This window comes from Glutamicibacter sp. V16R2B1 (assembly GCF_005774635.1).
Classification (GTDB): domain Bacteria; phylum Actinomycetota; class Actinomycetes; order Actinomycetales; family Micrococcaceae; genus Glutamicibacter; species Glutamicibacter creatinolyticus.
This window is the reverse complement of the sequence record NZ_VATX01000005.1, coordinates 256,943-274,987: the sequence shown is the minus strand read 5'-3', so window position 1 is coordinate 274,987 and position 18,045 is coordinate 256,943. Positions and strand designations below refer to the sequence as shown.

14 protein-coding genes are annotated in these 18,045 nt (G+C 68.0%); 10 read left to right on the top strand and 4 right to left on the bottom strand.

All coding sequences use genetic code 11. From position 1 onward, the window contains the following. Window positions 1-3 precede the first annotated feature (3 nt). From ruvB to FDN03_RS03535, 5 genes are all read left to right on the top strand, one after another. Window positions 4-1,053 (top strand): Holliday junction branch migration DNA helicase RuvB, encoded by a 1,050-nt coding sequence (gene ruvB / locus FDN03_RS03555; protein ID WP_138174126.1) that lies wholly within the window; start codon window positions 4-6, stop codon window positions 1,051-1,053. Between the two features lie 139 nt (window positions 1,054-1,192). Continuing rightward, the gene (yajC, locus tag FDN03_RS03550; RefSeq protein WP_171021115.1) at window positions 1,193-1,573 is read left to right on the top strand and encodes a preprotein translocase subunit YajC; all 381 of its coding nucleotides are present in this window, start codon (window positions 1,193-1,195) and stop codon (window positions 1,571-1,573) included. A 58-nt stretch (window positions 1,574-1,631) separates the two neighbouring features. Then, window positions 1,632-3,329, top strand: a complete 1,698-nt coding sequence (gene secD, locus FDN03_RS03545) for a protein translocase subunit SecD (protein ID WP_138174122.1) — start codon at window positions 1,632-1,634, stop codon at window positions 3,327-3,329. Next, a complete protein-coding gene (gene secF / locus FDN03_RS03540; protein WP_138174120.1) occupies window positions 3,322-4,293 on the top strand; it encodes a protein translocase subunit SecF in 972 nt (323 codons plus the stop codon). Before secD ends, secF begins: the two co-directional genes overlap by 8 nt. Before the next feature lie 227 nt (window positions 4,294-4,520). Beyond that, complete coding sequence (locus FDN03_RS03535; protein WP_138174118.1) at window positions 4,521-6,785, top strand: bifunctional (p)ppGpp synthetase/guanosine-3',5'-bis(diphosphate) 3'-pyrophosphohydrolase; 2,265 nt, start codon at window positions 4,521-4,523, stop codon at window positions 6,783-6,785. Window positions 6,786-6,825: 40 nt separating this feature from the next. Here FDN03_RS03535 and FDN03_RS03530 read toward each other — a convergent pair whose 3' ends face one another. Both FDN03_RS03530 and FDN03_RS03525 read right to left on the bottom strand, forming a co-directional pair. Then, the gene (locus tag FDN03_RS03530; RefSeq protein WP_138174116.1) at window positions 6,826-7,431 is read right to left on the bottom strand and encodes a hypothetical protein; all 606 of its coding nucleotides are present in this window, start codon (window positions 7,429-7,431) and stop codon (window positions 6,826-6,828) included. Between the two features lie 162 nt (window positions 7,432-7,593). Continuing rightward, entirely contained in the window at window positions 7,594-9,012 is a 1,419-nt protein-coding gene (locus FDN03_RS03525; RefSeq protein ID WP_138174114.1) for a DUF349 domain-containing protein, read from the bottom strand. Window positions 9,013-9,154: 142 nt separating this feature from the next. On the opposite strand from FDN03_RS03525, the gene hisS reads away from it, so the two are divergent. The 4 genes from hisS to FDN03_RS03505 all read left to right on the top strand — a co-directional run bounded on the left by hisS (window position 9,155) and on the right by FDN03_RS03505 (window position 13,914). Beyond that, window positions 9,155-10,483 carry a histidine--tRNA ligase gene (gene hisS, locus FDN03_RS03520; RefSeq protein WP_138174111.1) on the top strand — a complete coding sequence of 443 codons (1,329 nt, stop codon included), beginning with the start codon at window positions 9,155-9,157 and terminating at the stop codon, window positions 10,481-10,483. A 110-nt stretch (window positions 10,484-10,593) separates the two neighbouring features. Further along, the gene (gene aspS, locus FDN03_RS03515; protein ID WP_171021114.1) at window positions 10,594-12,366 is read left to right on the top strand and encodes an aspartate--tRNA ligase; all 1,773 of its coding nucleotides are present in this window, start codon (window positions 10,594-10,596) and stop codon (window positions 12,364-12,366) included. A gap of 32 nt (window positions 12,367-12,398) precedes the next feature. Next, on the top strand, window positions 12,399-13,553 hold the full coding sequence (locus FDN03_RS03510; protein ID WP_138174108.1) for a hypothetical protein: 1,155 nt from the start codon (window positions 12,399-12,401) through the stop codon (window positions 13,551-13,553). Beyond that, the gene (locus tag FDN03_RS03505; protein ID WP_138174105.1) at window positions 13,546-13,914 is read left to right on the top strand and encodes a PadR family transcriptional regulator; all 369 of its coding nucleotides are present in this window, start codon (window positions 13,546-13,548) and stop codon (window positions 13,912-13,914) included. Before FDN03_RS03510 ends, FDN03_RS03505 begins: the two co-directional genes overlap by 8 nt. Window positions 13,915-13,986: 72 nt before the next feature. On the opposite strand, the gene FDN03_RS03500 is transcribed toward FDN03_RS03505, so the two are convergent. Together FDN03_RS03500 and dtd are read right to left on the bottom strand one after the other, a co-directional pair. Continuing rightward, window positions 13,987-15,750, bottom strand: a complete 1,764-nt coding sequence (locus tag FDN03_RS03500; RefSeq protein ID WP_138174102.1) for an HNH endonuclease signature motif containing protein — start codon at window positions 15,748-15,750, stop codon at window positions 13,987-13,989. A 240-nt stretch (window positions 15,751-15,990) separates the two neighbouring features. Then, window positions 15,991-16,428 carry a D-aminoacyl-tRNA deacylase gene (dtd, locus tag FDN03_RS03495; RefSeq protein ID WP_138174099.1) on the bottom strand — a complete coding sequence of 146 codons (438 nt, stop codon included), beginning with the start codon at window positions 16,426-16,428 and terminating at the stop codon, window positions 15,991-15,993. A gap of 150 nt (window positions 16,429-16,578) precedes the next feature. Here dtd and FDN03_RS03490 point away from each other — a divergent pair, with 150 nt between their 5' ends. Further along, the gene (locus FDN03_RS03490; RefSeq protein ID WP_249354257.1) at window positions 16,579-17,940 is read left to right on the top strand and encodes a replication-associated recombination protein A; all 1,362 of its coding nucleotides are present in this window, start codon (window positions 16,579-16,581) and stop codon (window positions 17,938-17,940) included. Window positions 17,941-18,045 lie beyond the last annotated feature (105 nt).

The window sequence follows — 18,045 nt, the reverse complement described above, 5'->3', positions numbered from 1 at the left end:
GGCGTGAACGATTCCACCAAACTCACCGACGCCTCCAGCGGTGCCGAGGAACGCACCCTGGAGGCGGCACTGCGCCCGCGCAACTTCGACGACTTCGTCGGGCAGTCGCGGGTGCGCCAGCAGCTGTCCATGGTGCTGGAGGCCGCCCGCATCCGCGAACGCACCGCAGACCACGTGCTGCTCTCCGGCCCCCCGGGGCTGGGCAAGACCACCTTGTCGATGATCATCGCCTCGGAAATGAACGCCCCGCTGCGCATCTCCTCCGGCCCGGCCATCCAGCACGCCGGGGATCTGGCCGCGATCCTCTCCTCGCTGACCGAGGGGGAGGTGCTGTTCCTGGACGAGATCCACCGCATGTCCCGCCCGGCCGAGGAAATGCTGTACATGGCCATGGAGGACTTCCGCGTGGACATCATCGTGGGCAAGGGGGCCGGGGCCACCTCCATTCCGCTGGAGCTGCCGCCGTTCACCCTGGTGGGGGCGACCACCCGCGCCGGGCTGCTGCCCGGGCCGCTGCGCGACCGGTTCGGGTTCACCGGGCACCTGGAGTTCTACGCGGTCGACGAACTGGAACTGGTGCTGCGCCGCTCGGCGATGATGCTGGATTTGGCCGTCACCTCCACCGCGTTCACCGAAATCGCCTCCCGCTCGCGCGGCACCCCGCGCATCGCCAACCGGCTGCTGCGCCGGGTGCGGGACTGGGCGCTGGTCAACCGCCTGGAGCAGATCGACCAGCGGGCCGCGGCCGCGGCGCTGGACATGTACGAGGTCGACGTCAAGGGCCTGGACCGGCTGGACCGCTCCGTGCTGCAGGCCCTGTGCCAGAAGTTCGGCGGGGGACCGGTGGGCCTGTCCACGCTGGCGATCGCGGTGGGGGAGGAAACCGAAACGGTGGAAACCGTGGCCGAACCCTACCTGGTGCGCGAGGGCCTGATGGGACGCACCCCGCGCGGACGCATCGCAATGCCCGAGGCGTGGGAGCACCTGGGCCTGGCCGTGCCGAAGGACGCCCTGTTCGCCGGGGCGCAAAACTATGAATCCGATGAGGATTAGTCCTCTGCAGGCGTAAATGTGTTACCCCGCTGGCTTCAGCGACTAGACTGAAGTGGCCCGTGCCATGACCGCGAAACCGCGGTATGCCGGGCCACACGCTCTTTTTGTCGATTTGTTAGCAGGTATATTCGTGTACTCCGTGACGTTTGCAACGGCCGCCGCGGGCGGTTTCAACCCTTCGATGATCCTGATGGTCGGCCTGTTCGCCGTGCTGATCATCATGATGATCCGTGGACGCAAAAAGGTCAGCAAGCAGCAGGAGACGCTGAAGGAGAAGACCGTTCCCGGCGCCAAGGTGATGACCAACTCCGGGATCTTCGGCACCGTTGTGCGCATCGACGAGCAGGACCGGGTTGAACTAGAGGTCGCCCCGGGCACCGTGCTGACCGTGCACCGCCAGGCCATCGCCCAGTTCATCGAGCCCGAGGTGCAGACCGAGGCCCCGGCCGCCGGCACCGAGACCGCGGAAGAGACCCTGCGTCGCCTGGACGACGAGGGCAAGGACGAGCGCAACGCCTAATCCCCTTGGCCCCGTTTTGTGGGCTCACCGAAGTCTCCTCGATGAGAAAGCACTCTAGATGTCATCAATTGGACCTGTAAAACAGGCGCACCGGGCGTTGATCTGGCTGCTGGCGTTGACGATCATCGCCACCGGCATCCTTGTCGCCGGCGTCGCCACCGGCAAGACCAGCTTCGCCCCCAAACTCGCACTGGACCTGGAAGGCGGCACCCAGATGATCCTGGCCCCGCGGGTCCAGGGCGATGAAAGCATCGACCAGGACCAGCTGGACCAGGCGGTGGAGATCATCCGCCAGCGCGTGGACGGCAGCGGCGTCTCCGAGGCGGAGATCACCACCCAGTCCGGCAGCAACGTGGTCGTCTCGATGCCCGGCGTGCCGGACACCAAGACCCGCGAACTGATCCAGGCCTCGGCCAACATGGAGTTCCGCCCGGTGCTGATCACCGGCGCCTTCGAGGCCACCCCGAAGGAAGAACGCACCCCGGAAGCGGAGATCCCCAAGCCCGAGGGCAAGCCGGAGAACGCCTCGGACACCAACTGGATCAGCCCGCAGCTCTACAAGGACTTCGAGGCCTACGACTGCCCCAGCGAGCTGGACAAGCGCGAATCGACCACCCACGACCCGGATGAGCCGATGATTTCGTGCGACCCCCGGATGGGCGCGAAGTACATCCTGGGCCCGGTGGAAATCCCCGGCCAGGACATCTCCGACGCCTACGCGCAGATGACCCGCGGCGCACAGGGCGCGGTGACCGGCGACTGGGCCGTGGTCATCGAGTTCAACAGCGAAGGCACCAAGACCTTCTCGGACACCACCCAGCGTCTGGTCTCGCTGCAGGGTTCGCGCAACCAGTTCGCGATCGTGCTGGACGGCACCGTGATCTCCGCGCCGACCACCAACGCCGTCATCAGCGACGGGCGCCCGCAGATCACCGGCGGCTTCACCGAGGAGTCCGCCCAGGCGCTGGCCGAGCAGCTGAAGTACGGCGCACTGCCAATCAGCTTCGAGATCCAGTCCGAACAGCAGATCTCCGCCACCCTGGGCGCTGATCAGCTGCGCGGCGGGTTGATCGCCGGCGTCATCGGCCTGGTGCTGGTGTTCATCTACTCGCTCTTCCAGTACCGCGCCCTGGGCCTGGTCACCATCCTGTCGCTGCTGGCCTCCGGTGTGCTGACCTACCTGGCGCTGCTGCTGCTGGGCTGGACGATGAACTACCGGCTCTCGCTGGCCGGCGTGGCCGGCTTGATCGTGGCGATCGGCTTGATCGCCGACTCGTTCATCGTCTACTTCGAACGCGTGCGCGATGAGCTGCGCGAGGGCCGTCCGCTGGCGGGGGCCATCGACGTGGGCTGGGGACGGGCCCGGCGCACCATCCTGGTCTCCAAGGCCGTAAACCTGCTGGCCGCGGTGGTGCTGTACATCGTGGCGGTGGGCAACGTGCGCGGCTTCGCGTTCACCCTGGGCCTGACCGCGGTGATCGACCTGATCATCGTCTACGGGCTGACCCACCCGCTGCTGGTGGTGCTCTCGCGCACCAAGTTCTTCGCCGAGGGCCACCGCTGGTCCGGGCTGGACCCGTCGCTGCTGGGCGCGGTGCCGCTGTACCGCGGGGCCGGGCAGGTCCGCCGGTTCAACGAGAACGTCACCACGGCGCGCGGCAAGAAGAACACGAAGGCCGCCGCCGAGGCCACCCGCAGGATGACGATCGCCGAACGCCGGGCCGCCGAAGCGAACCGGGAGGAGAACAATGAATAAGCTCGCTCAATGGGGCAACGAACTCTACACCGGCAAGCGCTCCTACCCGTTCGTGGCCAAGCGCAAGCTGTGGTTCTCCATCGCCGTCGTGCTGATGGTGCTCTCCATCCTGGTGCCCGTGGTCAAGGGCGGGTTCAACCTGGGCATCGACTTCCGCGGTGGTTCGGAGTTCACCGTCTCGGCGGTGCAGAACACCGACGTGAAGCTCGGGGAGGACGCGGTCTCCGCCGCCGTCCCGGGCCAGGAGGCGACGGTCACCAACATCGCCCCGGGCACCATCCGGGTGCAGACCGACCGGCTCAGCGATGACCAGACCCTGGCCATCGGCGGGCAGCTGGCCGAGGCCTACGGGGTGAACGCGGACCACGTGACCAGCACGTTCATCGGCCCCACCTGGGGCCAGGACGTCTCACGCCAGGCCCTGTTCGGGCTGGTCGCGTTCGTGGTGCTGGTGACGCTGCTGATGGCCGCGTACTTCCGCACCTGGAAGATGTCGATCGCCGCGGTGATCGGGCTGATGACCGTGATTGTGGTGACCGCCGGGATCTACGGGCTCTCCGGCTTTGAGATCACCCCGAGCGCGATCATCGGCTTCCTGACCATCATGAGCTACTGCCTCTATGACACGGTGGTGGTCTTCGACAAGGTTAGGGAAAACACGCTGAACTTCGCCAAGGAGGACCAGCGCACGTTCAACGAGCTGGTGAACCTGGCGGTAAACCAGACCCTGGTGCGTTCGATCAACACCTCGGTGGTGGCGGTGCTGCCGGTCGCGGCGATCCTGTTCATCGGCTCCTACCTGCTGGGTGCCGGTACGCTCAAGGACCTGTCGCTGGCGCTGTTCATCGGCCTGATCGTCTCGGCGCTGTCCACGCTGTTCGTGCAGGCCCCGATGTACTCCTGGCTGCGGCGCAACGAGCCCGAAGTCATCGCCCAGCGCGAACGGCTGCTGGCCTCCCGCTAACCCCGCACCCGTAAGAAACGCCGCCGATTCGCGTGAATCGGCGGCGTTTCGCGTTTCCAGGCAAGGGGAGCATAATTAGTTGTCACCGCGCGAACGTGCTATAAACAATGGATTAAGCACAACGTGTCACGCCGGTGCAAGACCCCGCACTGGCGCACTCGCGGTTAACCACCTGCCGGCCGGACGCTTCCCGGGCAGGGCCGCTACCGGACGGGAAGGAGTTGGGCATGGCATCAGCTAACCTCAACAATTCAAGGCGACGTTCCATCTCACGTCTGGTGCGCTTCCCGGGACGGGGCACCACCGCGAACACCTCACCAACCCTGGAACCGCTGCTGCGCACGGTCAAGTCCAAGCACCCCAAGGCGGACCTGGACCTGCTGGTGCGCGCCTACCAGGTCGCCGAGAAATACCACGAGGGCCAGAAACGCAAGAGCGGGGACCCGTACATCACCCACCCGGTGGCGGTGGCCACCATCCTGGCCGAAATGGGCATGACCGGGGCGATCCTGGCCGCGGCGCTGCTGCACGACACGGTGGAGGACACCGACTACTCCCTGGAGCAGGTCACCAAGGACTTCTCCGAGGAAATCGCGATGCTGGTCGACGGGGTCACCAAGCTGGACAAGGTCACCTACGGGGAGGCCGCCCCGGCCGAAACGGTGCGCAAGATGGTCATCGCCATGTCCCGCGACATCCGGGTGCTGCTGATCAAGCTGGCCGACCGGCTGCACAACGCGCGCACCTGGCGCTACGTCTCCCCGGAGTCCAGCTCGCGCAAGGCGAAGGAAACCCTGGAGATCTTCGCCCCGCTGGCCCACCGGCTGGGCATGAACACCGTGAAGTGGGAGCTGGAGGACCTCTCCTTCGCCGCGCTGCACCCCAAGGTGTACCAGGAGATCGTGCGGATGGTGGGGGACCGCACCCCGGAGCGGGAGAAGTACCTGGGCAACGTGCGCGCCATGCTGGCCAACGAGCTGACCACCCAGGGCATCCAGGCCGAGGTCTCGGGCCGTCCGAAGCACTACTACTCGATCTACCAGAAGATGATCGTGCGCGGCAAGGACTTCGATGACATCCACGACCTGATGGGCGTGCGCATCCTGGTGGACTCGGTCAAGGACTGCTACGGGGCGCTGGGCGTGGTGCACACCGAGTGGAACCCACTGCCGGGCCGCTTCAAGGACTACATCGCGATGCCCAAGCTGAACCTCTACCAGTCGCTGCACACCACGGTGATGGGCCCGGACGGCAAGCCGGTGGAGATCCAGATCCGCACCCACCAGATGCACGTGCGCGCCGAATACGGTGTGGCCGCCCACTTCCAGTACAAGCACGGCAACGCCGACAACTCCGCACTCTCACCCGAGCAGAACATGGACTGGCTGCGTTCGCTCATGGAGTGGCAGGCCGACACCGAGGACTCCGAGGAGTTCCTGGACGGGCTGCGCTATTCGATCTCCTCCAACGAGGTCTACGTCTTCACCCCCAAGGGCGACATCATGTCGCTGCCAGCCGGATCCACCCCGGTGGACTTCGCCTACTCGGTGCACACCGACGTCGGGCACCGCACCATCGGCTCCCGGGTCAACGGCAAACTCGTGCCGCTGCACACCGAGCTGAAGCAGGGGGACGTGGTGGAGGTGTTCACCTCCAAGGCCGAGGGGGCCGGACCCTCCCAGGACTGGCAGAACTTCGTGCAGTCCGCCCGCGCCAAGGCCAAGATCCGCCAGTTCTTCTCCAAGGAACGGCGTGAGGAGGCCATCGAAAAGGGCAAGGAGCTGCTGACCAAGGAGCTGCGGCGCAACCAGCTGCCGCTGCAGAAGATGATGACCCACGAGCTGCTCACCGCGGTGGCCACCGGGCTGCACCACCAGGACATCTCGGCGCTCTACCAGTCGGTGGGCGACGGGCACACCAGCGCCCAGAACGTCATCGAGCACCTCACCGCGCTGATCGGCCCGCCGGAGTCCGAGCAGGTGGAGGAGGAGGCCCCGGTCGCCCCCGTGGTCTCCAAACCCACCACCGGCAACGATGCCGGCGTGGTGGTCGAAGGGCTGGGCGATGTGCTGGTCAAGCTGGCCCGCTGCTGCTCACCGGTCCCACCGGATGAGATCACCGGGTTCGTCACCCGCGGCTCGGGAATCTCCGTGCACCGCTCCGACTGCCTGAACCTGGCGCAGCTGAAGGAGCAGACCGACCGGATCGTGGCGGTGTCCTGGGCGGACAAGCATTCGGGGGTGTTCCGGGTGGAGATCATCGTGGAGGCGCTGGACCGCAAGTCGCTGCTTTCCGACGTCACCCGGATCCTGGCCGAAAACCACCTGAGCATCCTCTCGGCCAGCGTGCAGACCACGCGGGAGCGGGTGGCGATCTCCCGCTTCTCCTTCGAAATGGGCGACCCCAAGTTCCTCACCCACGTGCTGAACCAGGTGCGGCGCATCGACGGGGTGTACGACGTGTACCGCACCACTGCCAGCTCCCGGCGCTAAAGGGCCCCGCCACGGGCCGCTGCAGCCCACACACCGGCCCTCAGGCGGCCTGGGGCTGCATCGACTCCACCAGGCGCAGCCCGCGCTGCACCGGGGAACTGCCCGGCATGCGGTTCAGGCGCTGCAGCACCGCCTGAAGGTGCAGGTACGGGTCCTGCAGGCGCTGGATGCGATCCAGCGCCTCGACCACGATCGGCAGCGGGTCGTGGCAGGCCATGTCGCACACGGTGCGCAGCAGGCTGGTCACCGGGACCGGGCCGCGCACCAGCACCTCATCGGGCTCCAGCTGCAGCTGCATGAACTCATAGGGCAACCCGAAACTGGAGGGCACCGGCCGGCGGTAGACCGGGCTGCTGATGCCCATGCTGGTCGGGGAGGGAACCAGGCCATGGATCCACCCGGCCGCGGAGCGGCAGAACACCTCCCCGGGCCGCAGCCGCCGCCCGGCGACAAAGTGGGCGATCTGCGCCCGAACGCTCGCGTCGTAGCGGTGGCTGACATCCAGGTAGTGCCCGGGCAGGGTTTCGCGCAGGTAGCCGCGTGAGACCATCGCCCCCAGCTCGTTGCGGGTAAAGGGCTGGCCAATAACGAACAGGTCTTCGGGGATGCGCAGCGCCGCCGGGCGCTGCCTAGTAGTTTTTTCCATGCTGCTACTGAAACAGATTGCCCGCCGCTGTGGCAGGTGAAGTGCCCGGCTGTGGATTACCGGGACAGGCCAGCGCAGCGCGCCGGAAAGAACAAGGGGAGTAAACGCGAACCGCCCACCGCAGGTGCTGCCTGCGGTGGGCGGTTCAAGGCTGCTGGCAGCCTACTGGAAGTCGGCGGCCGACTTCTCCAGGGTGTTCAGCCACATGCGGCGGGCGTCCAGCGCCTCCTGGGCCGCGGCGATCTTCTTCTCGTTGCCCTTCTTCTTGGCCTGCTCCAGGTCCTCCTCCAACTGGGCAATGGTGTCCTGCAGCTGGGAGAGCATCGAGTTGGAACGGGCCTTGGTTTCCGGGTTGGAACGGCGCCACTGCTCGTCCTCGGCATTGCGCACCGCGTCCTCCACGTGGCGCAGCGCCGCCTCCACCCGCTGCAGGTCCCCGCGCGGCACCTTGCCGGCGGCTTCCCAGCGGTCGCGGATGGATTCCAGGGACTTCTTCGCGGCGTTCAGGTCCTTGATCGGCAGCAGTGCGCGGGCTTCCTCCAGCAGCGCCTCCTTGACCACCAGGTTCTCCCGGAAACTGGCGTCGACCTTCGCGTTCTGCTCGGCACGGGCCTGGAAGAACACGTCCTGCGCGGCGCGGAAGCGGCCCCACAGTGCGTCGTCGTCCTTGCGCGAAGCGCGGCGCGACTTCTTCCACTCGTCCATCAGCTTGCGGTACTCGGCGGCGGTGCCGGCCCAGTCGGTGGAATTCTGCAGCGCCTCGGCGCGCTCGATCAGCGCCTCCTTGACCTTCTTCGCCTCGGCGTTCTGCGCATCAAGCTGCGAGAAGTAGGCGCGGCGGTGGCGGTCAAAGGTGGTGCGGGCGGCACGGAAGCGCTTCCACAGCGCGTCCTCGGTGGAGCGCGGCAGGCGCACGGAGGAGCGCTGGGCTTCCTTCCACGCGTCGAACAGGCCGTTCATGGTCTGCGAGGCGGTCTTCCACTGGATCTGCTCCGGGTTCTTCCCCGCCAGCTCCTCGGCCTGCACGACGATGCCCTCACGGATCTTCTGCTGCTCGGCCCGGGCCTGCTCGGTGGCGCGGCGCTGCTCCTTGCCCAGGGACTCCACGGCGGTGCGCAGGGTTTCCAGGCGGGTCTCCAGGGCGGCGATGTCGCCGACCATGGCGCGTTCGGAGACCAGGGCGGCGATGGAGTCGATGGTCTTGGCCATGTCGCCGCTGGGCGCCTTGGCCGCGACGCGCTGCTCGAGCAGCATCATCTGCGAGACCACGTCGTCGTACTTGCGCACGAAGTAGGCCAGCGCCTCATCCTCGGTGGCATCCGGGTACTGGCCCACCGGGTGTTCGGTGCCGTCGATGATGACGAACACGTGGCCGTCCTCGGTGACGCGGGCAAACTTGCGCGCCTCATCCAGGGGAGTGGAGTGGTCGGCCGGGGCCGGGGCCGGGGCCGGGGCCGGGGCCGGGGCCGCCGGGGCTACGGCGGGCTTGGCCGCGGGCGCACCGACAGGCTTCGCGGCGGGTGCCACGGCCTGCGGGGTCGGGGTTATCTGGTTGTCGTCGGATTTCTGACTGGTGGTCACCGCTGAAACTCTTTCACTAACTGAGCACTTGCTTCTAGTAACTCTACCCGTGGCCCCGCTTTCTTTGTAAGCGGATACGCGCAGTATTCTGTTCTATTGCGGCCTAAAATAGGACTTGGCCGCAAACGAACTAAGGAGTTTCATGGCACGCAAGGCCTCATTGTCCGGTTTTCCCGAATGGCTTCCCGCCGAACGCGTGGTTGAACAGCATGTGCTGGACACCCTGCGCCGGGTTTTCGAACTGCACGGTTTTGCGAACATCGAGACCCGTGCGGTCGAAACCCGGGCGCAGCTGCTGCGCAAGGGCGAGATCGACAAGGAGGTCTACGGCCTCTCCCGCCTGGCCGCGGACCCGGAGGAGGAGAAGAACGACCCCAACGCGCTGGCCCTGCACTTCGACTTGACCGTGCCCTTTGCCCGCTACGTGGTGGAGAACGCCGGCCACCTGGCCTTCCCGTTCCGCCGCTACCAGATGCAGAAGGTCTGGCGCGGGGAACGCCCGCAGGACGGACGCTTCCGCGAGTTCACCCAGGCGGACATTGACGTGGTCGGCGACGGGTCGCTGCCGTTCAGCTACGACGTGGAGCTGGCGCTGACGATCGCCGATGCCCTCTCCGCGCTGCCGATCGGGGACTTCCGGCTGCGGGTGAACAACCGCAAGCTGGCCGAGGGCTTCTACCGCGGCCTGGGCCTGGAGGATCCGGACGCGGTGCTGCGGGCAATCGACAAGCTGGAGAAGATCGGGGCCGAGAAGGTCGCCGAAATCCTGACCACCGAGGTGGGCGCCACCGCGGCCCAGGCGCAGGCCGCCCTGGACCTGGCCGGGATCTGCACCGCGGACACCTCCTTCGTGGAGCAGGTGCGCGCCCTGGGCGTGGAGCACGAGCTGCTGGAAACCGGGCTGGACGAGCTCTCCCAGGTGATTGCCGCCGCCTCCAGGCGCGCCCCGGGCAACGTCGTCGCCGACCTGTCCATCGCCCGCGGCCTGGATTACTACACCGGCACCGTGTACGAGACCGTGCTGGTGGGCCACGAGTCCCTGGGCTCGATCTGCTCCGGCGGACGCTACGAGTCGCTGGCCTCCAAGGGCAAGAAGACCTACCCGGGGGTGGGCCTGTCCATCGGGGTGACCCGCCTGGTTTCGCGCATCCTGGCCGAGGAGCTGGTCACCGCGGCCCGCTCGGTGCCGTCGGTGGTTTATGTGACCTTGGCCAACGACGAGGCGTGGCACGAGGCCCAGGACGTGGCCGCGGCGCTGCGTGAGCGCGGGATCGCCTGCGAGGTGGCGGCCAGCGCCGAAAAGTTCGGCAAGCAGATCAAGTACGCTGATCGCCGCGGGATTCCCTTCGTGTGGTTCACCCACGCCGATGGCACCCACGAGGTGAAGGACATCCGCTCCGGCGAGCAGCTCAGCGCCGACCCGGCCAGCTGGACCCCGCCGGCCGAGGACCTGACAAATGTTGTCAGCTAGCGCCGTGCACTAAACTCACACGTAGAAAACCCCACGGGTGGCTGGCGACAATATCCCCGCCGGCCACCCTGCTTCACAGGATTTCCCCTTTTTCGACTGAAAGGACCGTAGTGCTACGCACTCATCAGCTGGGCGAACTAAGCGCCGAGCACATTGGACAGCAGGTCACCCTCACCGGCTGGGTCGCACGTCGTCGCGATCACGGCGGTGTCGCGTTCCTGGATCTGCGCGACGCCTCGGGCATCGCCCAGGTCGTGGTGCGCGACGAGGAGGACTTCCACCCGCTGCGCAATGAGTTCGTGCTGAAGGTGACCGGTAAGGTCGAACGCCGCCCCGAGGGCAATGAGAACCCGGCCATCCCGACCGGTGAGATCGAAGTCCTGGCCGATGAGGTTGAGGTGCTGAACACCTCCGCGCCGCTGCCGTTCCAGATCGACGAGCACGTCGAGGTCGGCGAGGAGGCGCGTCTGCGCCACCGCTACCTTGACCTGCGCCGCCCGGGCCCGGCCAAGGCGCTGCGCCTGCGTTCGGAAGCGAACCGGATCGCCCGCAACCTGCTGCACGACCAGGGCTATGTGGAGATCGAAACCCCGACGCTGACCCGCTCCACCCCGGAAGGCGCCCGCGACTTCGTGGTCCCGGCCCGCCTGTCCCCGGGCAGCTGGTACGCCCTGCCGCAGTCCCCGCAGCTGTTCAAGCAGCTGCTGCAGGTCGGCGGCTTTGAGAAGTACTACCAGATCGCCCGCTGCTACCGCGATGAGGACTTCCGCGCGGACCGCCAGCCGGAGTTCACCCAGCTGGACATCGAGGCCTCGTTCGTCGAGGAAGACGACATCATCGCGCTGGGTGAGGCGCTGGTCAAGGAACTGTGGGCGCTGATCGACGTGCAGATCCCGACCCCGATCCGCCGCATGTCCTACGCCGAGGCGATGGCCAAGTACGGCAGCGACAAGCCGGACCTGCGTTTCGGCCTGGAGCTGAGCGAGATGACCGAGTACTTCGCCAACACCAGCTTCAAGGTGTTCCAGGCGGACTACGTCGGCGCCGTGGTCATGCCCGGCGGGGCCTCCCAGCCGCGCCGCACCCTGGATGCCTGGCAGGAATTCGCCAAGCAGCGCGGCGCCAAGGGCCTGGCCTACGTGCTGATCAAGGAAGACGGGGAGCTGGCCGGCCCGGTGGCCAAGAACCTGTCCGATGAGGAGAAGGCGGGCCTGGCCGAGGCCACCGGCGCGAAGGCCGGGGACTGCATCTTCTTCTCCGCCGGGGACAAGGCCGAAGCGCGCGCCCTGCTCGGCGCGGTGCGCGTGGAAATCGGTCACCGCACCGGCCTGATCAAGGACGGGGACTGGGCGTTCGTGTGGGTCGTGGACGCGCCGATGTTCGAGCCGGCCTCCGCCGCCGTGGCCTCCGGGGATGTGGCCGTGGGCGCCGGTGCCTGGACTGCGGTGCACCACGCCTTCACCAGCCCGAAGCCCGAGTTCATGGACACCTTCGACACCGACCCGGGTTCGGCCCTGTCCTACGCCTACGACATCGTCTGCAACGGCAACGAGATCGGCGGCGGTTCGATCCGTATCCACGACCGCGAGGTGCAGGAACGCGTCTTCAAGGTCATGGGCGTTTCCCAGGAGCAGGCGCAGACCCAGTTCGGCTTCCTGCTGGAGGGCTTCAAGTACGGCGCCCCGCCGCACGGCGGCATCGCCTTCGGCTGGGACCGCGTGCTGCAGCTGCTGACCGGTTCGGAGTCGATCCGCGACGTCATCGCCTTCCCGAAGACCGGTGGCGGCTTCGACCCGCTGACCGCCGCCCCGGGTTTTCCTGTCCCCGCACCTGCCCGCCGGCTCCCGGGTGGAGGGCTGGCCATACTCCGAATTATCAACTAGGTTGGAAATTGACCTACTGAGGGAGGATGCCCGTGGCCCGCAAGATTCGACGCACCGCCAGCGATGCGGTGTTGGAGCAATGGCCCGCGGCCTACCGCGACTGGGTCAGCCAGTTCCACTTCCGGCTGGTGTGGGGCGGGTTGGATGACGCGCAGGCCGCCGCGGAGCTGGAGCGCCAGCTGCAGGCCGTGCGCGACAGCGGTGAGGACCCCGCGGGGCTGCTGGGGGAACCGAACCGGTTCGGGCAGCAGCGGGCTGCGAGCCTGCTGGATCAGACCCAGCGCCTGGAACGCGACCTGCCGGTCTTCCGGGGGAGCCAGCTGCTGCGGATCATCTCCTACCTGTGCTTCGGGCTGTTCGTGCTGGCCGCGGTGTTCCTGGGGTTCCGCGACGGATGGCTGCACCACAGTTGGCAGCTGTGGCAGGGCTTGTGCTTCCTGGTTGTCCCGTGGTGTGCGGCGCTTGGCTTGTGGGGGTGGATCAGTTTCCGGATGGGCAGGCTGCGCACCGCCGCCGCCTGCTGGACCGGTGCGGCGATCGCCCTGGTGGCCTTTGGCTGGCTGGTCTCGGTGCTGGACACCGAGCGGGTCCTTCCCGTGGCGAACCTGGTGGTGGGCCTCGGGGCGGCCGGGATGATCGTGCTCACCGCCGTGCTGCCGCGGCGCGAACCGGCGGCGCAGGACGATCCGGTGCTCGGCGACGAGCAGTGGTTCACCGCCCTGGAGCGAATCCTGCGCGGACGCTACCTCTTCACCCGCGCCCAGGCACGCGCCGAAGTGGCGCAGCTGCGCGCCCACCTGCAGCAGCAGGATGCCGAGGGTAAGGACGAGCCGCCAATGAGCAGGCGTGCCGAGGGCGGCGCGCGACGGGAATTTGGGCCGGTCGCCGGCTACGCCACGATCCTGGCAGCCACCTGCCGGTCCTCGATCGTGCGGCAGCTGCGGCTGCGCAGCCTGGCGCTGATCGTGACGCTGGTGTTCTACGGCTGGGTCATCCTCACCACGTGGTTCGATGAGGGGCCCGGCTTTGGCGCCTGGGTCATGAGCGCCGCCTGGCTGATGGTGTTGATCCTGATGCTGCGCGACCTGATGCCGCACCGCCGCCAGCAGGCCATTGCCAGCATGGCGAGGCGGCGACGCCAGGACGCCGCCGCCCAGGAACGAGCACTGGGCGGGCACGATGACTGAGGCGCGCCCCGAGCTGCCGGGCTCCTGGCAACGCGCTGTCCTGCCCCTGCTGCTGCTGAGCGAGCTGCAGCAGGGCCGACGCCACGGCTACGCGCTGGGCAAGGCGCTGCAGCAGCGTGGCCTGGATCCGGTCAAGGGGGCCACCCTGTATCCGGCGTTGGCCAAGCTCGAGGAGCGCGGGGAGGTTGCGGCTTCCTGGGAGGAGGGCAGCGGTGGGCCCGGCCGCAAGGTCTACGAGCTGACCTCCCGGGGACGCGAAGCGCTGGCGCACTACCTGCTGGCCTTCGACCGCCTGACCCGCATCGTCGCGGTGCAGGTACCAGAGGCACACCGTGCGCAGGAACAGGGGCAGTCGGGCTGAGCGGCTGGCCGGTCCATAGATGCCTGATGCGCGGGGCTTGGTGACCGGCCCGGGGGGACGGTGAACGCCGGCTTAGGCAGCCTTCCAATAGGTGTTGCGCCGCGGAATCTGCAATGGGTCGATGTGCTTGGGATACAGCACATGGGGCAGTCCCTTGTACCGGATGATCTTGAACAATCCGGCATGCACATCGGCGTGGTGTCCCTTGCAGGCGCCGGCGCCCTTGTCCACACTGGTTGGACAGCATCCGGCCCAGCCCCCATCCTCGTAGTGGTGGGCCTCCACCAGTTCCGGGGGCACCGTGCATCCGGGCACAATGCAGCCCCCGTCCCTGGCGATGATGATCTTGCGCTGCACCGTGTTGTACAGCCTTTGGGATCTGCCAACGTCCAGCACCTGCCCCAGGGAGTTGAACATCATCGGGATCAGGCGTGCCTGGCACAACAGGAGGCGCAGTTCCGTGGCCCCGATCCGCTGGCCGTGGGCGGTGACGCCCTTGGCTTGAGCCAGATTCAGCAGGCTGTCATAGTCCAGGTGCACCACCACTTCGGGGGTGACGGTCTTGGTCTTGCCGGTTCCGTCCATGCTTTGCGACAGCAGGGCCACCAGGGCGTTCAGTCGGCGGCGTGCGGCGCTGACCTCCGGCGCCGTGAAGTCCGGTTCCGGTGTTTGGGCTGCTGCCGGTGCCGGGGGAGCTTGAGCCGGATCGCTTGCAGCTGGGGGACCGGCGTCGGGGTCAACGGCCCACTGCGGCGGTGGCTGGTCGGCGCGCAGCCAGTCCGGATCCGGGACCAGGGGAGCAGGATCCGCTGCCCCGTCCGCTCCGGTTGACCCATTGGCTGGTGTGGCCGCCGGGGATGCTGCACTGCCTTTCGCCTCGCTGGGGCCACCGGGGGCCGATGGTGCCGGCTGGTTGCAGGAATCCAGTTCCTTCCCCGTCATGCCCCGGTCCTTGGCCGAACCGGTGCCGCTGGCCTGCGCGGCGGCACCGTCGGCGGCGATACGGGCCGCGGTTCCGGCCTGGGTACGCCAGTTATCGGCCTGCGCGATCAGCGAGCGAATGCGTTCGGCGTCCGCTCCCACGGCGCGGATCACAAACTCCTGCACCCCGTGGCGGGTGGGCCGCACAAACAGGCCCAGCTCCGGCGGGATGTTCTCCCCGTTGGCTTCCCGGTACTCGGTGACCAGGGCGCCGAGCTTCTTCTTCGCGGTGCGCTGCTCCTCAGCGCGCAGGATCGCGGCCGCGTGCCCGTTGAAGATTTCATCGGGGGCCTCAAGCCTCTCCAGAGCGCGGGCTGCCTGCGCCACCTGCCGCCGGTCGATCGACGGGTCGCGGTACACCCCGGCCAGCCGTTCGAAGCGCGGATTGCAGCGGGTGCCCTCCATGGTCCGCCGCCCCACCAGCCGGTGAGCGTCGGCGATGCGTCCGGCCGCCTCGTGATAGTCGATGTTCAGCCACGCGGCCAGCAGGTTCGCGGTGTCCTTGTAGCAGGTGCGCCCGCGCACCCGTTGGGCCGGGGACTGGAAGTTGGTGGTGCCCGCGGCCAGGGCGTCGTACTCCTGCAAAGTCAGCGAGTGCGCGCCGGCCAGTTCGGCGTCCAGCGCCACTTCCAGCTGCTCACCGTGGATCAGCCAGGCGAACTGTTCAACGAGCTTGGCGTGGGCCAGCACCAGGCGCGGATCGTGGTGGCAGTGCACCAGACGGCCCAGGGCGGTGAACAGCGCAAGGCACAGGCGACCCAGTTCCAGGATCATGCCCGCCGAGAGCCGGCTGCCCAGCTCGGTGGAGGCGCGGCGCAGCGTGGCAAGCGCCGTGGCCAGTGATTGCGTGTTCATGCCTCCCAGCGTGCCCGCTGCGGGCACGCTGCGGGGTGGTGGCCTGAAAATTGTGGACAACTATTTGTGGGGTCCCCCGCCTACCCACCCACGAGTGCCCGCCCCATGAGTCCGTTCCTGGGTACCTGCCCACACGAGCCCGCCCACTGGAGTCGGCCGAGCAGGCCTGCCCCGTACGGTCCGTCCAGCGCTGCACGAACCAGGCCTGGACATGGCCCGGGCAGTGCCGGGAGCCGGAGGCTAGGGCAGGTCGGCAGAATCCACCAGCAGGGTCACCGGACCGGAGTTGGTCAGCGAAACCTCCATCATCGCCCCGAAGCGCCCGGTGGCGACCTCTGCGCCCAGCTCGCGCAGGTAGGAGACGAAGTAGTCGTACAGCGGTTCGCTGTGCGCCCCGCCGGCGGCCTGCGTCCAGGATGGGCGCCGGCCCTTGCGCACCGAGCCGTAGAGCGTGAACTGGCTGATCACCAGCAGCGGCGCGTTCTGGGACTCGGCGCTGGTTTCCCCCTCCAGGATGCGCAGCCGGTAGATTTTCTCGGCGACCTTGCGCGCGGTGGCCTGGTCGTCCTCGTGGGTGATGCCCAGCAGCACCACCAGTCCCGGGGCGCCCAGTTCACCGACCACCGCCCCCTCCACCTCGACCTTGGCCTGGCTGGCTACCTGCACAACGGCGCGCATACTGTCCCTTCGCTTGGTACTGCTTCTGACGGCTGGTTCCACCGCTGATTCCGCGGCTGAGCTGCGGGCAGGCCGCGCGGGTGATCCGCGGCGGCCGGGGCGGGTGGGCCCCGGTGGCTGCCCGTACCAGAGTATCGGTAGGGTGGAGTGGTGAACGATTTGCTCGATGGGCTGAACGATGAACCGGTCAAACGCCCGCGGCCCCCGCTGGCGGTGCGGATGCGCCCGCGCACCCTGGATGAGCTGGTCGGCCAGCAGCACCTGCTCGGTCCCGGCTCCCCGCTGCGCCAGCTGGCCGAGTCCCCGTCCACCGGGCCCTCCGGTCCGGCCAGCGTGATCCTCTACGGCCCGCCGGGGATCGGCAAGACCACCATCGCGCACGTGATCGCCCGGGCCACGGACCGCAAGTTCGTGGAGCTTTCGGCGATCACCGCCGGGGTGAAGGATGTGCGCCGGGTGATGGAGCAGGCCAAGGACGACCGGGACCTGCGCGGGATGACCACGGTCCTGTTCCTCGATGAGATCCACCGCTTCAACAAGGCCCAGCAGGATGCGCTGCTGCCCGGGGTGGAGAACCGCCAGGTGGTGCTGGTGGCCGCGACCACCGAAAACCCGTCGTTCTCGGTGATTTCCCCGCTGCTTTCGCGCTCGCTGCTGCTGACCCTGCGTCCGCTGGAGGAGGGGGACATCACCGCCCTGCTCACCCGCGCGGTGGCCGATGAGCGCGGGTTCAATAATGAGGTGGCGCTGCCCGATGAGCAGCGGGAGACGATCGTGCGCCTGGCCCAGGGCGATGCCCGCCGCGCGCTGACCGTGCTGGAGGCGGCCGCCGCGGTGGCCTGGAACGCGGCCGGGCCGAACCCGCAGCCGCCGGTGGTGATCGAGCAGGGGCACGTGCACCTGGCCATGGACCAGGCGGTGGCCCGCTACGACCGGGACGGGGACCAGCACTACGACATCATCAGCGCGTTCATCAAGTCGATCCGCGGCTCGGACGTGGACGCGGCGCTGCACTACCTGGCCCGGATGCTGCATGCGGGAGAGGACCCGCGCTTCATCGCCCGGCGGCTGATGATCAGCGCCAGCGAGGACATCGGGATGGCCGATCCCACCGCGCTGCCGCTGGCGGTGGCCGCCGCCCAGTCGGTGCAGCTGACCGGGATGCCCGAGGCGCGGATCATGCTCGGGCAGGCGACCGTGCACCTGGCCACCGCCCCGAAGTCCAACGCCTCCTACCTGGCCATCAACCAGGCGCTGGCCGACGTGCAGGCCGGCAAGGGCGCGAAGGTGCCCGACCACCTGCGCGACGCCCACTACCCGGGGGCCAAGGCGCTGGGGCACGGGGTGGGCTACATCTACTCCCACGACGCCCCGCATTCGATCGCCACCCAGCAGTACGCCCCCGATGACCTGGCCGGGGTGAACTACTACACGCCCACCGCCAACGGCGCGGAGAAGCCGATCGCCGACCGGCTGGCCCGGCTGCGGGCGATCATCCGCGGCAAGCGCTGAACCGGCCCGGAGCCCACCGAACCCCGGGCCCGCAGTCCAACCGCGTCCCGGCCGCGCGCGGATGCGAGCTTGCTTACACCCCGTCGGCCCGATCCGCAGCGATGC

Excerpts from the sequence above, each read along its gene's own strand:
- dtd (WP_138174099.1), bottom strand. The coding sequence starts at position 16,428 with ATGCGCGCCGTTGTGCAGGTAGCCAGCCAGGCCAAGGTCGAGGTGGAG.
- FDN03_RS03500 (WP_138174102.1), bottom strand. The coding sequence starts at position 15,750 with ATGAACACGCAATCACTGGCCACGGCGCTTGCCACGCTGCGCCGCGCC.
- secF (WP_138174120.1), top strand. The coding sequence starts at position 3,322 with ATGAATAAGCTCGCTCAATGGGGCAACGAACTCTACACCGGCAAGCGC.
- FDN03_RS03530 (WP_138174116.1), bottom strand. The coding sequence starts at position 7,431 with ATGGAAAAAACTACTAGGCAGCGCCCGGCGGCGCTGCGCATCCCCGAA.
- hisS (WP_138174111.1), top strand. The coding sequence starts at position 9,155 with ATGGCACGCAAGGCCTCATTGTCCGGTTTTCCCGAATGGCTTCCCGCC.
- FDN03_RS03535 (WP_138174118.1), top strand. The coding sequence starts at position 4,521 with ATGGCATCAGCTAACCTCAACAATTCAAGGCGACGTTCCATCTCACGT.
- secD (WP_138174122.1), top strand. The coding sequence starts at position 1,632 with ATGTCATCAATTGGACCTGTAAAACAGGCGCACCGGGCGTTGATCTGG.
- FDN03_RS03505 (WP_138174105.1), top strand. The coding sequence starts at position 13,546 with ATGACTGAGGCGCGCCCCGAGCTGCCGGGCTCCTGGCAACGCGCTGTC.